We start from the raw sequence: 14,777 nt of genomic DNA, 5'->3' as shown, positions 1-14,777 counted from the left end.
CCCCTGCCCGCCGACGTGTTCGTGGTGGGCCCCACCCCGCACGAGGCGTTGTTCCCGCGCTGCGCGCTGGTGATCCACCACGGCGGCAGCGGCACCACGCATTCGGCCTGCCGGGCCGGGGTGCCATCGCTGGTGATGCCGTTCGCAGCCGACCAGTTCTTCTGGGCAGCGCGGCTGCAGGCGTTGGGCGTGGCGCCAGCGGCGTTGTCGCCGAAGCGGTTGGATGCAGAAACGCTGGCCAAGGCACTGGCGTTCGCTGAGGCTCCAGGCACCCGGGCCAGGGCGGTCACACTGGGACAGGCGATGGCCGAGGAATGCGGCGTACATGAGGCCATCACGCGGCTCGAACACTGGCTGATCCCGCGCCAGCACAAGGCTGGCAGTGATCACAAAACCCTGCCCTGGGAACATTAACCAAGACGTTCGGGTGGTTTTGCACGCCGTCGGCCACATGGCATGATTCCCTTCAAGCGCTGCTGATCGGGACCTGGCAACAGGAAAGTAGTGCTGCGAAGACCGGCATGGCCCGGACTTTCCTCAGCCTTTGGCGGGATAGGCGCACGCCGACGCGACTCACAAGCACCGAGAACGAAATCTGAAAGCGCCCCAGAGATGGGGCGCTTTTTTCGTTCAGGGCCTGGAGATTCCAAGCTTGCTAGCGAGCACTTTGGTGACGCGAAACACGCCATGTCCGTGTGGCAGGACCTGGCCGTGCCAGTTGCGGTTGTAGGCACTGGCAACTCAGATGTGGGCACGATTGGGGTCTGCCCGCCGCGTGATACGGGTCCAGATGATGTCACCGTGGCCCATATCGGTGCAGAAGTACTCAGCAGGCAAGTGCGCTCGACGTCGCATCGTGGCGCATCCTGTTGGACACGCGCACGTTCACCGCTGCGCGGCAGGCATGACGTTGCATGCCTGCCGCAGCGTGCATCACCCGACCAACGGTCAGGTGCTACCGGAGACCGGTGTCGCATCGTCTTTGCGGTGCAACCACCGGTACAGCACCGGCAGCACCAGCAACGTCAGCAGCGTGGACGACACGATGCCGCCGATCACCACCGTGGCCAGCGGGCGCTGTACTTCCGAACCGGCACCCACGTTGAAGGCCATCGGCACGAAGCCCAGCGATGCCACCAGTGCGGTCATCAGCACCGGACGCAGCCGACCCAGCGCCCCGTCGCGCACGGCATCGGCCAGCGGCAGGCCGCTCTCGCGCAGGCTGCGTACGAAGCTGATCATCACCAGCCCGTTGAGCACGGCCACGCCGGACAACGCGATGAAGCCGACACCGGCCGAGATCGACAACGGAATGCCACGCGCGGCCAGCGCCAGCACGCCACCGGTGAGCGCCAGCGGCACGCCGCTGAACACGATCGCCGCGTCCTTGACCGAGCCGAACGCCCAGAACAGCAGCGCGAAGATGATCGCCAGCGTCACCGGCACCACGATCGACAGGCGCTGGCTGGCCGAGATCAGCTGTTCGAAGCTGCCGCCGTACTCGATCCAGTAGCCGTTGGGCACCTGCACGTCACGCCCGATGGCCTGCTGCAGGTCGGCCACGAAACTGCCGAGGTCGCGGTCACGCACGTTGGCCGTGACCACGATGCGGCGCTTGCCGTTTTCGCGGTTGATCTGGTTCGGCCCCTCGCTGTTGCCCAGCGTGGCCAGCTCGCGCAGCGGCACGGTGCGGGCGCTGCCGCTGGTCCAGCTGCCGGCGCGGCTGGACTCGTCGGCATCATCGCCGGCCAACGCCGGGGCCAGCGACACCGGCAGATCGGCCAGCGCAGCCGGGTCCTGGCGCAGCGCTTCGGGCAGGCGCACCACGATGTCGAAGCGGCGGTCGCCTTCGAACAGCTGCCCGGCCACCTGCCCGCCCACCGCAGTGGCCACGGTGGACTGCACCTGGCCGGGATTGAGCCCGTAGCCGGCCAGCGCGGTGCGGTTGGGGGTGATGGTCAGCAGCGGCAGCCCGCTGGTTTCCTCGACGCGCACGTCAGCCGCGCCCGGCACGGTGCCGGCCACGCTGGCGATGCGCTTGCCCACGCTCAGCAGCGTGTCCAGGTCGTCGCCGAACAGCATCACCGCCACGTCTGCCCGCACGCCGGAGATCAGCTCGTTGGTGCGCATCTGGATCGGCTGGGTGAACTCGTAGTTGTTGCCCGGCAACTGCTCCACCGCCGCTTCCAGTTCACCCAGCAATGCCGCCCGGGACTTGCGCGGGTCCGGCCACGCCTTGCGCGGTTTCATCATGATGAAGGTGTCGGCCACCGACGGCGGCATCGGGTCGGACGCCACTTCCGGCGTGCCGATCTTGGAGAACACCTTGTCGACCTCGGCGAACTGCACCAGCCGTTTTTCGATCTGCAGCTGCATCTGGATCGACTGGGTCAGGCTGGTGCCGGGGATGCGCATGGCATGCATGGCCACGTCGCCCTCGTCCAGGTTGGGCACGAATTCACTGCCCAACCGCGTGGCCAGCAGGCCGCAGCCCACCACCAGCACCAACGCGCCGGCCACCATCCACCGCCCGCGCCGCAGCGAGAAGGCCAGCAGCGGCGCATAGCGCCGGCGCACCCACGCCATCAGCCGGTTTTCCTTTTCCTGCACGCGGCCGCCGAGGAACAAAGCAATCGCCGCCGGCACGAAGGTGAGTGCCAGCAGCATCGCACCGGTCAGCGCGAGCACTACGGTGATCGCCATCGGGTGGAACATTTTTCCCTCCACCCCGGACAGCGCGAAGATCGGCAGGTACACCGCGGTGATGATGCCCAGCCCGAACAGGCTCGGGCGGATCACCTCGGCGGTGGCGCTGGCGGTTTCGGCGAAGCGCTCGGCGGCGGTCATGTCGCGGCCCAGCGCGTGCTGGCGTTCGCCGAAGCGGCGCAGGCAGTTCTCGATGATGATCACCGCGCCGTCCACGATCAGGCCGAAGTCCAGCGCGCCCAGGCTCATCAGGTTGGCCGACACGCCACCGCGTGCCATGCCGGTGAGGGTGAACAGCATCGCCAGTGGAATCACCGCGGCGGTGATCAACGCCGCGCGGAAATTGCCGAGCAGCGCGAACAGCACCACGATCACCAGCAACGCACCTTCGATGAGGTTCTTGGCCACGGTGTCGATGGTGCGGTCCACCAGCGCGGTGCGGTCGTAGCTGGCGGTCACGGTGACGCCCTCGGGCAGGCTGGCCTGTGCCTGCTGCAGCCGTGCGGCCGCGGCCTGGGCCACGTCGCGGCTGTTGGCACCGATCAGCATCACCACCGTGCCCATCACCACTTCGTGGCCGTTCTGCGTGGCCGCGCCGCTGCGCAGCTCCGGGCCGTCCTGCACCTGCGCCACGTCGTGCACGTGGATCGGCACACCTTCGCGCCGGGCCAGCACGATGTTGCCGATCTCCTCCAGGTTGGCCACCTGGCCGGGAATGCGCACCAGGAACTGCTGGCCGTTGCGTTCGATGTAACCGGCGCCCACGTTCTGGTTGTTGGCTTCCACCGCCTGCGCCACGTCTTCCAGGGTGAAGCCCAGCGCGCGCAGCCGTGCCGGGTCCGGGGTGATGTGCACCTGGCGCTGGAAGCCGCCGATCGTGTTGACCTCGGTCACCCCAGGCACGTTGCGCAGCTGCGGGCGGATCACCCAGTCCTGCAGGGTGCGCAGGTCGGTGGCGGTGTAGGCAGTGCCATCGGGTTTGCGCGCCTTGGGATCGGCGTCGATGGTGTACATGAAGATCTCACCGAGGCCGGTGGAGATCGGACCCAGCTGCGGGTCCAGGCCGTCAGGAATCTGCGATTTCACCTGCTGCAGGCGTTCGGCCACCTGCTGGCGGGCGAAGTAGATGTCGGTGCCGTCCTCGAACACCACGGTGACCTGCGACAACCCGTAGCGCGACAGCGAGCGCGCCTGCTCCATGCGCGGCAGGCCGGCCATCACCGTTTCCACCGGGTAGGTGATGCGTTGTTCGGTCTCCAGCGGCGAATAGCCGGGGGCCGCCGTGTTGATCTGCACCTGGACGTTGGTGATGTCCGGGGTGGCGTCGATGGGCAGCTTGGTGAAGCTCCAGATGCCCACCGCCACCAGCACCAGGGTCAGGCTCATCATCAGCCAGCGGTGGGCGATGGACGCACCGATGATGCGTTCCAGCACGCCGACGCGTTCAATGCTCATGCGACGCCCCCGCCTTGCCGATGTCGGCCTTCACGACGTAGCTCTGCTCGACCACGACCTGCTCGCCGGGGGTCAGCCCCTCAAGCACTTCAACCTTGCCCGCATCGCGCGCGCCAAGGCGGACCGGGCGCGCGGTGTAGGTGTCGCCGCTGCGCACGAACACCACGTCCTTGCCGTCCATGGTCTGCAGCGCGCTCAGGGGCACGACCTGCGCGGCCGCTTGGGTGGCCACCACGATGCGGGCCTTCACCGCCGCACCGGGCCGCCACAGGCCATCGTCATTGCGCAACGTGGCGCGGGCCACGGTGCTCTGGCTGGCGGTGGCGGTACCGGGCAGCACGCGTTCGAGCGTGGTGGTCTGGCTGACCCCGTCGGTCATGCGCGCCACCGTAACCGGCACGCCGGCGGTGATGTGCTGGGTGTCGTTGCCGAAGATATGCAGGTCCACCCACAACGTGGACAGGTCGCCGATCTCGAACAACGGCGTGCCCTCGCCCGCCACGCCGCCCACCTGGGCCTGGCGCGCCAGCACCACGCCGCTGATGGGCGCGCTGACGGTGTAGGTGGTCAGGCTGAGGTTGCTTTCAATGCTGGCCAGCACCTGCCCGGCCGCGACGCGGTCGCCGACGTTGGCGCGCAGCGAGCGGATCGGCCCGGGGAAGCGCGCCATCACCTGCGCCACGCGGCCATCAACGGGGGTCAGCAGGCCCTGCACGTCGTGCTCGTCGGCGATGGTGCCGGACGCGACCGCGGCGACCCGAATGCCCGTCTGTTCGGCCATCGCGGCGGTGATCGTGGTGGTTTCCGGCGCGTCCTCGTCGTGCGCCTCCTCGTCGCTATGACCGGCCTCGCCGTGGCCCGGGTCGGCAGCGGCCGGGGTGCCGGCTTCCTTTGCGCAGCCGGCCAGGGCCAGCAGGGCGAGCAGCAGGGCGGCGGTGAGGGCGGTGCGGGGGAAGAAGGAAGTCATCGGCGGTCCTCCGTGGACACGGCGGCAGTGGCGGGTGTGTCGCCGGTGGCGAGCATGCTCTGCCCGGTGAGACGCTGGATTTCGATCAGTGCGGTCTGCGCGGCGATGGCCGCTTCCAGCTGGCGCTGGCGGGCCTCGATGCGCATGGCCTGCAGCTGCGCCCATTCCATGTAGCTGATGGCACCGGCGCGCCATGCCTTTTCGGCGGCGTTTTCGGCCCGTTTGAGCTGCGGCAGCACGTCGCGCGCCATGCGCGTGACTTCCAGCCGCGAGGTCAGGTAGCGGCCATGGGCTTCGGCCAGGGTGGCGTAGAGCTGCAGCGCGCGCGCATCGCGTTCGACCGCGTTGAGCGCCAGTTCGGCTTCGGCCGCGCGGATCTCGGGCGCGGCGCGGGCCACGCTGCCCAGCGGCACGCTGAAGCCGGCCACGAAGGAGGTGTCACGGTTCTCGCGGTTGCTGCGTACGCCGACCTGCCAGCTGATATCCGGCCGCGCCGCGGTGCGGGCCAGCTGCACCTGTGCCTCGCGGATGCGGCGCTCGCCGGCCAGCATCGCCAGCTCGGGGGTGCGCTGCAGGTGATCGGCCAGCACCGCGAAGTCCTGCAGCGCCGGCAGCTGCATCGGGTCGCCGGTGACGACGTCGAAGCCCGGCTCGCGCTGCCGCCACAACGCCGACAACGCGGCACGCGCGGACTGGTCGGCCTGGGCGGCGCGGTCGCGGTCCAGCTCGGCCTGGGCCAGCATCGCCTGGGCAGTCAGCAGCACCGATTCGGGCGACGCACCGGCCTGCAGGCGTAGGCGCGCAGCCGCCACCGCGCGCGTGCGCTGCTCGATGTCGGTCCGGGCGATGGCCAGCTGCTGGCGGGCGTCGGTGACCGCCAGATAGCGGCGCGCCACCTCAGCCATCAGGTCCAGCCGGGCGGTTTCGCGCTGGGGGGCCAGGCTGTCCAGGTTGGCCTGGGCGACGGCGCGGCGGGCATCCAGCTTGCCGCCGCGATCGAGCATGCCGGCCAGGGTGACGGTCAGCTCGGCGCTGCGCAGGCCGCTGGCATCGCCGCTGCCCAACGCGTTTTCCAGGTCCACGCCCACGCTCAGCGGCGGGCGCAGTCCGGCCGCGTCACGGCGCGCTTCCCAGATCGGGCGCTGCGCCTCGGCCAGGCGGAGGTCGGGGTGGTACTGGGCAACGCGCGCGATGGCGTCGTCGAGGGTCAACGGGTCAGGCGTTTTCGTGCCCTGCGCATACACGCACGGCACGAACGCGAGGACAGCCAAGGCTGCCAGGCGCATCCACATGGGGAATCTCCAGATAACGGTTCAGATGGACAACGGCGGCACGCAGCCGCGTGGCATCAGGACGCTATCGGGGGGCGCAGCAGGCTCTCCGGCGGTTGGGTACGCAACTGCGCAACCAGCCCGACCGGCACGCTGTGCGCCGGCGCAGCGGGCAGGACCCACGGCAGTGACGCCATCGGCAGCACGCCGCCGTGACCGTGGCAGTGGCCGCAATGCACCAGTGCATGCAGCAGGTCGCCGTCGGCCGGATCGGGTTCGGCATCGCCGGGCAGCGCGGTGTCGGCCGGGGCCGCGTCGCTGTGCAGGCTGATATGGATGTCGGCCAGTGCCGACGCCGTGGCCGTGCCGAACACGCCCAGGCCTACCGCCACCAGCATCAGCAGGCGCAGCAGCAGGGACGGACGGGGGCGGGCGTGGCGGAACATGCCGGCAGGGTAGCGGGCGGCTTGCCCGTTACACAATCGCAGCGCGGCGCGATGGTTCACGTTGACGGGATCGGCCGGGTCGCGGCCGATCCCGTTGCGGTCAGCTGGCAGCCTTGCGCTGGGCAATATAGGCCTGGATCTGCTGCTCCAGCACCGGCAGCGGCACCGAGCCCTGCTTGAGCACGGCATCGTGGAAGGACTTCACGTCGAACCGGTCGCCCAGCTCCTGCTCGGCCTGCGCGCGCAGGCGCACGATGGCGATCTCGCCCAGCTTGTAGCTCAGCGCCTGGCCCGGCCAGGAGATGTAGCGGTCCACTTCGGTGGTCACTTCATGCTCGCTCAGCGCGGTGTGGTCGCGCAGGTAGGCAATGGCCTGCGCGCGGGTCCAGCCCTTGTGGTGCACGCCGGTGTCGATCACCAGGCGCGCGGCACGCCACATCTCGTAGGTCAGGCGGCCGAAATCCTCGTAGGGAGTTTCGTAGATGCCCATCTCCACGCCCAGCTTTTCGCAGTACAGGCCCCAGCCTTCGCCATAGGCGGAGATGTAGGCGTTGCGGCGGAACTCGGGCTGCTCGCCCTGCTCGGCCGCCAGTGCGCCCTGCAGCGCATGACCGGGATCGGATTCGTGCAGGGTCAGGGCCGGCAGGTTGTACAGCGGGCGCGCCGGCAGGTTGTAGGTGTTGAGCCAGTAGGTGCCCATGCCACCGCGGCCGGCGGTCCAGAACGGGGCGATGTCCGGCGGTACCGGCACGATGGTGAAGCGTGCGCGCGGCAGGGTCATGTACTTGCCGATCACCCCGTCCACGCGCTTGGAGATCCACGCGGCGCGGTGCAGCAGTTCGTCGGGGGTCTTGGCGTAGAACTGCGGATCGGTACGCAGGAAGGTCAGGAACTGCGCGAAGCTGCCCTTGAATTCCACCTGCTTGATGATGCCGTTCATTTCCGCCTGGATGCGCGCCACTTCCTTCAGGCCGATCTCGTGGATCTGCTGCGGGGTGAGGTCCAGCGTGGTGTATTCGTGGATCTGCTGCTTGTAGTACGCCTTGCCGTCGGGCATCGCTTCGGCGGCCAGGGTGGTGCGCGCCTGCGGCACGTACTCGCTGACGAAGAAGGTGCGCAGCTTGGCGAACGCCGGCACCACGCTGCCCCCGATGGCCTGCCGCGCCTGCTCCTGCAGCTGCGCCTGCTCGGCCGCGGGGATGCTGGCGGGCAACTTCTTGAAGGGCGCATACAGCGGCGAGGCGGTCGGGTCCTTCAGTTCGGACACGGTGGCGATGGACACTTCGCGCCCGTCCAGGACCGCGCGCGGCACGCTGAAGCCGCGCTTGAGGCCGGCCCGCATGTTCTCGGTCTGCTGGTCGAAGTAGCGCGGCACGTCGTTGAGGCGGGCGATGTAGTTGCGGTAGTCCTTGGCGGTCTTCATCTCGCGGCGCGCCATGAAGGACAGGTTGGACCAGAACGAGGAGTCGGCGTTGAACGGCATTTCATAGCCGCGCAGGCGTACCTCGGCGGCCAGGTTGAAGACCTGGTCGCGGTAGATGGCGTAGTTGATCTGGTTGTCGGCCGAGAGCGTCTTCGGGTCGATCGTGCCGAGCTTGGCCAGCACCTCGTCCCAGACCTTCAGGCGGGCCTGTTGGGCCGCCGCGCCCACGTCGGGCATGCGGGTGGCGTTGGCCGGGCCGTCGCCGTCTTCGCTGGCTTCACCACCGCCGTCCTGGCGCCACTTCCATTCGGTCTCATAGATGCTGCGGAACTGCGCATCGGCGGCGCTTTCAGAGGCCAGGCTGGCCGGTGCGGCCGCCGGTGCAGCGGGCGGCGCGGCCAGGACGGCCCCGGCAGGAAGGGCCAGGGCGAGCAGCAGCGCGGTGACGAGGGGCGATTTCACGATCAGCGGTTCCCGGTGGACGGCAAACCCCGATCATGGCACCCGGCGAAGGGGCCGCGCATGGATCAAAGGTCCTGCCCGCTTCGCGGGCAACGCCGAAGGCGCGCGGTAGCCACCGACCGATGGTCGGTGGGCCCACCTCAATGCGGCGCCTTGTCCCGCTTCCACCCACGATGGTCGATATCCAGCTTCAGGCTGTACAGCGCGGTGAACGCCGGGAACAGGTTCTGCAGCACGCCCACCGAGTCCTGCTTGGCTGAAAACAGGAAGTAGCTCAGCGTCATCAGGCTGCCGACCACGCTCATGTACCAGAACAGCCGCGGGATCACCGGCTTGCCGGCGCGCCGGGAGGCCACGAACTGGACCAGCCAGCGGCCGCCGAACATCAGCGCGCCGGTGTAGCCGATCAGCTTCCAGCCGGTCACGTGCAGGCCGGTCCAGTACAGCCAGGTCAACGGTTGGTCGAGCCAGTGCAGCTCCATCAGCGTTCTTCCACGGCGGTGCGCTTGCTGCGCGTGATCAGCCAGGCCACCCCACGCAGGTCGCGGATGCCGACCAGCGCGCGGCCCAGGTTGGTGTATTTGGACACCCCCGCCGTGCGATGCCGGTGGTTGACCGGCACGCTGATGGTCTGCCAGCCGGCACGCTGCATCAGCGCCGGCAGGTAGCGGTGCATGTGGTCGAAGTACGGCAGGTCCAGGAACGCCTCGCGCTCGAACAGCTTGATGCCGCAGCCGGTGTCGGGGGTGTCGTCGCGCAGCATGCGCGCGCGGATGGCATTGGCCCACTTGCTGGCCCAGCGCTTGCTGCCCGAGTCCTGGCGGTGGACCCGCCAGCCGGCGAACAGCTTCACCTGCGGCGCAGCCGCGGCGCGCGCCGCCAGCAGCTTGGGAATATCGGCCGGGTCGTTCTGGCCGTCGCCGTCCAGGGTGGCGATCCAGGGGGCGCGGGCCTGCTTGACGCCGGTGCGCACCGCCGTGCTCTGCCCGCTCTGGCTGACGTGGTGCAGCACCCGCAGCTCGGGGTGGACGGCCTTGAGCCCCTGCAGCACCGCCAGGGTGTCATCGCGCGATTGGTCGTCGACGTAGACGATCTCGAACGCGACCTGCCCGCGCAGCGCGGCGACGATCTCCTCGATCAGGGGGGTAACGTTGTCGCGTTCATTGAAGACGGGAACAACGACCGACAGCTGGGGTTGGCTCATGGTCGGGCTCTGCGGAGGGCCAGGATCGAAAACGAGCGCGCATTTTCCGCACCCAAGGTTATCCAAAGATGAATCCGCAGATGTGTGTCAGGCGTGAGTACCGAAATAATCGCGGCACCAGGCCACCACCGGGGGCAGGCCCTGCTCGATCGGGGTGGCCGGCTCATAGCCGAATGCGTCACGGGCGCGCGTGGTGTCGGCCATGGTGCGGACCATGTCGCCGGGCTGCATCGGCTTGTACACCTTGTGTGCCGGGCGCCCGGCCGCCGCTTCGATGACCCCGATGAAGTGCTCCAGCTCGATCGGCGTGTGGTTGCCCAGGTTGAAGACACGGTGCGGAACATCCTCGCTGGACGGATGCGCCAGCGCGCCGAGGATACCGGCCACGATGTCGGAAACATGTGTGAAATCGCGCTGCATTTTTCCGTCGTTGAACACGTCGATCGGGCGCCCGGCCAGCACCGCGCGCGAGAACAGCAGCGGTGCCATGTCCGGGCGGCCCCAGGGGCCGTACACGGTGAAGAAGCGCAGGCCGGTGGCATGCAGGCCGTACAGCTGCGCGTAGGTGTAGGCCATCAGCTCGTTGGCGGCCTTGGTGGCCGCGTACAGCGAGCGCGGTTTGTCGATGCGCTGGTCCTCGGAGAACGGCGGGGTGGCCGAATCGCCGTACACCGAACTGCTGGACGCATACACCAGGTGCGCCACACCACGGTGGCGGCACAGCTCGAGCATGTTGACGAAGCCGACCAGATTGCTGTCGACGTAGGCGTGCGGGTTCTCGATCGAGTAACGCACGCCGGCCTGCGCGGCCAGGTGGATCACCCGGCGCGGCGCGACCTCCTCGAACAGCGCGGCCAGGCCGTCGCGGTCGGTCAGGTCGAGCGCGCGGATGTCGGCGTCCGGGCACAGCGCGGCCACGCGGTCGCGCTTGATCTGCGGGTCGTAGTAGTCGTTGTAGTTATCCAGCCCGACCACCGTTTCACCGGCATCGAGCAGCGCGCGGACCGTGTTGGCCCCAATGAAGCCGGCAGCGCCGGTGACGAGGATGGTCATCGCAGTAATCCTGGAAATACGGGGAACAGCATAGCGGTGCGGTATGTCACTCAGAACAGGCCGAAGCGCTTCCTGGCAACGTTGACCCGGCCCGGTTCGATGATGTCGCTGACGCCCTTGGCATCGAAGCGATCCAGCAGGGCGTCGCTGCCCTTCTTCAGCTTCAGCGCCATTTCTTCGGGGTAGAGCGGCACCAGCGACATGAACACGATGGTCTTCTCAGCGTCGATCACCAGGTGCCCGAAGTCTTCCGGGGCGTTCACCGGCGGCAGCACGATCACGCCGTCGAAGCCGACGCCCGGCGCGTAGGGCGCGGGAGGATCGAAGTTGGGAATGGTGTGGCCAAACCCCAGCCAGGTGTCGAACTTGTGCGGCAGCCGCGCCATCATCTTGAGCAGGCGGATCGGCCAGTAGTGGCGCTCGTCCTCGAGGTCGGCCTGCTGCAGCGGCCAGTCGGCCGGCAGGGTCACCATCAGCTCCATGTACCGCGGCGCGTCGACGTCGTCGGACAGCGTCATCGGCAGGTCACTCATGCCCGACGTGACCAGCCGCAGATGCGGGAACTCCTCCGTGGCCGGCACCACGTGCACGTCGATGTGCACGGCGTCGGACACGATTTCATGGAACACGCTCGAGACCGGGCCAAGATGCCGCTCGATATGCGCGCTGATCTGCTCGATGCACACCTCACCGGCCGCCGGCGCGAAGTCGCGGGGCCGGGTGTGGGTCAACATCGGACTGCCGCCCGGGCTGACATCGTCGTAGGTATCGCTCATCCGTCACTCCTTGTGGGCCGCCACCGGCTGCCCGGAAGCCGTCACCACAACGTGAGCGGCGCTTCCTTGGCCAGCGTGGCCTTGCGTTCCTTGCTGAAATTCCACCACGGGCGCGGTGCTTCGCCCTGCATGAAGCGCACGACCGACAGGAACACATCGATCACGCACGGGTCATGCATCACGCCGGTGCGCAGGCATAGCTGCGCGTACATGTCGTAGGCATCACGGCCGCGCAGGTGCGCAGGCACACGGATGCCGATCAGACGCAGATCTTTCTCACAGGCCGGCCCGACATTCGGCAGGTCGGTCAGACGCAACAGATGGTTGCGGTCGACCTTGGCAGGGTTCATTGCGGGGGGATGATCCTCGTGCGCCGGTGGGGGACTCAGCCCTTCTGTGCGCGAAGTCGTTCGAGCACGCCGTCCAGCGTGTCCAGGTCGGTGTAATGGATGATCAGCTTGCCCTTGCCGCCGCGGCCGTGGTTGATCGCCACGCGGGCGCCCAGCGATTCGGACAGCTCGGTTTCCAGCGAGGCGATGTCGGCCTGCGGCGCGCTGGCCGCCGGCTTCTTGCGCAGCGAACCGGGCACTTTGCCGGCCGCGAACTGCTGCGCACGGTGTTCTACTTCGCGCACCGACCAGCCCTGGTCAGCCGCTTCCTGGGCCAGCTTGCTGGCCAGTTCCGGGGCCAGGGTCAGCAGCGCACGCGCGTGGCCCATTTCCAGCCGGCGGGTTTCCAGCAGCAGGCGGATCGCGATCGGCAGCTCAAGCAGGCGCAGCAGGTTGGACACCGCCGCGCGCGAGCGGCCGACGGCCTGGGCGGCCTCGGCGTGGGTGAGCGCGAACTCGCTGATCAGGCGCTGCAGCGCTTCGGCTTCTTCCAGCGGGTTGAGGTCTTCGCGCTGGATGTTCTCGATCAGCGCCATCGCGATGACGGTGCGGTCTTCCAGCTCGCGCACCACCACCGGCACTTCGTCCAGGCCAGCCAGCTGCGAGGCGCGCCAGCGACGTTCGCCGGCGACGATCTCGAAACTGTCCGGGCCGAGCTGGCGGACCAGGATCGGCTGGATCACGCCCTGCGCCTTGATGGATTCGGCCAGCTCGGCGAGCTTGGTTTCGTCCATGTCGCGGCGCGGCTGGTACTTGCCCGGCTGCAGCTGGCCCACCGGCAGCTTGCGCAGCACTTCACCCGGCATGGGCTCGATCACCGCGGCAGCCTGGACCTGGGTCACCGCACCCTTGGGCCCCAGCAGCGCATCGAGGCCGCGGCCGAGGCCGCGTTTCTTGCCGAGGGCGGGCTTGGTGCTCATCAGGCGGTCTCCAGGGCTTTATCGGCCGTGTTGCGTTGTTGGTGGCGGCGGATGATCTCGCCGGCCAGGCCGAGGTAGGCAACGCCGCCGCGCGAGGCGCGGTCGTAACCGACGATGCTCTGCCCGTGGCTGGGTGCTTCGGCCAGGCGCACGTTGCGCGGCACGATGGTGCGGAACACGCGGTCGCCGAAGTGCTCGGTGAGCTCGGCCGACACCGCGTTGGCCAGGTTGTTGCGCACGTCGAACATGGTGCGCAGCACGCCCTCGATCTCCAGGCTGGGATTGAGGTTGGCGCGCAGCGCTTCGATGGTTTCCACCAGCGCGCTCAGGCCTTCCAGGGCGTAGTACTCGCACTGCATCGGCACGATCACCGAATCGGCGGCGGCCAGGGCATTCAAGGTCAGCAGCGACAGCGCCGGCGGGCAGTCGATCAGGATGAAGTCGTACTCGTCGCGGACCGGGGCCAGGGCGCGCTTGAGGCGCTGCTCGCGCTCGCCCTGGTCCATCAGCTGGATCTCGGCGGCGGTCAGGTCGATGTTGCCCGGCAGCAGGTCGAAGCCTTCCGGGGTGGTGACCCGCACTTCGGCGGCGGTGGCTTCGCCCAGCAGCAGGTCGCAGGTGGACGCGGCGACTTCACGCTTGTCCACGCCGCTGCCCATGGTCGCATTGCCTTGGGAATCCAGGTCGACCAGGAGCACGCGCTTGGGTGCAGCAGCCAGGGAGGCGGCCAGATTGACGGCGGTCGTGGTCTTGCCGACGCCACCTTTCTGGTTGGCGATGGCGATGATGCGGGCCATGCGTGTGAGCCTCATCGGCAGGGAGTGGGACTGGTCATTATGCGTATATGGGGCGTGTCATGCACTGTGAGATGCGCGCCGGCGGGCGCCCGCGACCTCGATGGGGCGCCTGGCGTGCGCCCGGTGGACACCGCAGCGGCAGCTGTGGCGGGCGTTGCCGTCGATATCGGGGCGCGCGCGCAGCGGCAGGCCGGCGCGCGCCCGGGACCGGTCAGGGACCGGCCACCACCACCAGATGGCGCTCGCCGGTCAGGCCGGGCACGTGCAGCGGCAGCACCTGCTCCACCGTCCAGCCGGCAGGCAGCTGGGCAATTTCGTCGTGCGGGTGCACGCCTTTCATGGCCAGCAGGCGGCCGCCCGGGCGCAGCAGGTGACCGCCAACGGCGATGATGCCGGCCAGGGTGTCCATGGCGCGGGCGGTCAGGTGGTCGTAGGCGCCGGGTTCGGCCAGCGCTTCGGCCCGCGATTCGGCCACGCGGGCGTTGGTCAGGCCGAGCTGGCGCACGGCCTCGCGCATGAAGCGCGCCTTCTTGCCGTTGCTTTCCACCAGGGTCACCTGCAGCTGCGGGCGGGCGATGGCCAGCGGGATGCCGGGCAGGCCGGGGCCGGTGCCCAGGTCGGCCAGGGTGCCGGCCTCCAGGTAGGGCTGCATGGCCAGCGAGTCGAGCAGATGGCGGGTGACCATCTCCAGCGGGTCGCGGATGGCGGTGAGGTTGTAGGTGCGGTTCCAGCGGTCGAGCAGGGTCAGGTAGGTCAGCAGCGGCGGCGCCAGCGCGGCGTCCAGCTGCATGGCGGCCAGGCCGCGCTCAAGCGCGTCGGCGACGCCGGCAGGGAGAGTGTGTTCTTTCATGGCGCCATTATCGCACCCCGGTAGAGCCGACCGTGGGTCGGCTGGCGCTGCGCGTCAC

The 14,777-nt window shown here is 68.7% G+C and carries 14 protein-coding genes; 1 reads left to right on the top strand and 13 read right to left on the bottom strand.

The window, feature by feature from the left end; all coding sequences use genetic code 11:
• Positions 1–414, top strand: a 414-nt coding sequence (locus DBR34_RS04465) for a nucleotide disphospho-sugar-binding domain-containing protein (protein ID WP_343125602.1), incomplete at its 5' end; no start/stop codon positions are given.
• A 534-nt stretch (positions 415–948) separates the two neighbouring features.
• Here DBR34_RS04465 and DBR34_RS04460 read toward each other — a convergent pair.
• The 13 genes from DBR34_RS04460 to rsmG all read right to left on the bottom strand — a co-directional run bounded on the left by DBR34_RS04460 (position 949) and on the right by rsmG (position 14,719).
• Complete coding sequence (locus DBR34_RS04460; protein WP_181393897.1) at positions 949–4,140, bottom strand: CusA/CzcA family heavy metal efflux RND transporter; 3,192 nt, start codon at positions 4,138–4,140, stop codon at positions 949–951.
• 10 nt (positions 4,141–4,150) lie between these two features.
• A complete protein-coding gene (locus DBR34_RS04455; protein WP_128095879.1) occupies positions 4,151–5,128 on the bottom strand; it encodes an efflux RND transporter periplasmic adaptor subunit in 978 nt (325 codons plus the stop codon).
• Positions 5,125–6,420: a TolC family protein gene (locus DBR34_RS04450; protein WP_128095878.1), complete on the bottom strand. Its 1,296-nt coding sequence runs from the start codon at positions 6,418–6,420 to the stop codon at positions 5,125–5,127. Before DBR34_RS04450 ends, DBR34_RS04455 begins: the two co-directional genes overlap by 4 nt.
• Before the next feature lie 56 nt (positions 6,421–6,476).
• Positions 6,477–6,845, bottom strand: a complete 369-nt coding sequence (locus DBR34_RS04445) for a DUF2946 family protein (protein ID WP_128095877.1) — start codon at positions 6,843–6,845, stop codon at positions 6,477–6,479.
• A gap of 100 nt (positions 6,846–6,945) precedes the next feature.
• Positions 6,946–8,730, bottom strand: a complete 1,785-nt coding sequence (locus DBR34_RS04440) for a DUF885 family protein (RefSeq protein ID WP_128095876.1) — start codon at positions 8,728–8,730, stop codon at positions 6,946–6,948.
• A gap of 140 nt (positions 8,731–8,870) precedes the next feature.
• On the bottom strand, positions 8,871–9,212 hold the full coding sequence (locus tag DBR34_RS04435) for a lipid-A-disaccharide synthase N-terminal domain-containing protein (RefSeq protein WP_128095875.1): 342 nt from the start codon (positions 9,210–9,212) through the stop codon (positions 8,871–8,873).
• The gene (locus tag DBR34_RS04430; protein WP_128095874.1) at positions 9,212–9,934 is read right to left on the bottom strand and encodes a glycosyltransferase family 2 protein; all 723 of its coding nucleotides are present in this window, start codon (positions 9,932–9,934) and stop codon (positions 9,212–9,214) included. Before DBR34_RS04430 ends, DBR34_RS04435 begins: the two co-directional genes overlap by 1 nt.
• 87 nt (positions 9,935–10,021) lie before the next feature.
• Positions 10,022–10,987, bottom strand: a complete 966-nt coding sequence (locus DBR34_RS04425; protein ID WP_128095873.1) for an NAD-dependent epimerase/dehydratase family protein — start codon at positions 10,985–10,987, stop codon at positions 10,022–10,024.
• 50 nt (positions 10,988–11,037) lie between these two features.
• Positions 11,038–11,763 (bottom strand): suppressor of fused domain protein, encoded by a 726-nt coding sequence (locus DBR34_RS04420; RefSeq protein WP_128095872.1) that lies wholly within the window; start codon positions 11,761–11,763, stop codon positions 11,038–11,040.
• Positions 11,764–11,804: 41 nt separating this feature from the next.
• Positions 11,805–12,113 carry a helix-hairpin-helix domain-containing protein gene (locus DBR34_RS04415; RefSeq protein ID WP_128095871.1) on the bottom strand — a complete coding sequence of 103 codons (309 nt, stop codon included), beginning with the start codon at positions 12,111–12,113 and terminating at the stop codon, positions 11,805–11,807.
• 35 nt (positions 12,114–12,148) lie between these two features.
• Positions 12,149–13,072 carry a ParB/RepB/Spo0J family partition protein gene (locus tag DBR34_RS04410; protein ID WP_038685464.1) on the bottom strand — a complete coding sequence of 308 codons (924 nt, stop codon included), beginning with the start codon at positions 13,070–13,072 and terminating at the stop codon, positions 12,149–12,151.
• Entirely contained in the window at positions 13,072–13,869 is a 798-nt protein-coding gene (locus tag DBR34_RS04405; protein WP_038685462.1) for a ParA family protein, read from the bottom strand. Before DBR34_RS04405 ends, DBR34_RS04410 begins: the two co-directional genes overlap by 1 nt.
• A gap of 211 nt (positions 13,870–14,080) precedes the next feature.
• A complete protein-coding gene (rsmG, locus tag DBR34_RS04400; protein WP_038685460.1) occupies positions 14,081–14,719 on the bottom strand; it encodes a 16S rRNA (guanine(527)-N(7))-methyltransferase RsmG in 639 nt (212 codons plus the stop codon).
• Positions 14,720–14,777: the final 58 nt, after the last annotated feature.

The sequence above is a fragment of the Stenotrophomonas sp. HMWF003 genome, from assembly GCF_003061285.1.
GTDB lineage: Bacteria > Pseudomonadota > Gammaproteobacteria > Xanthomonadales > Xanthomonadaceae > Stenotrophomonas > Stenotrophomonas maltophilia_AP.
The sequence above is the reverse complement of the archived record's forward strand: the minus strand, read 5'-3'. Positions and strand labels throughout refer to the sequence as shown.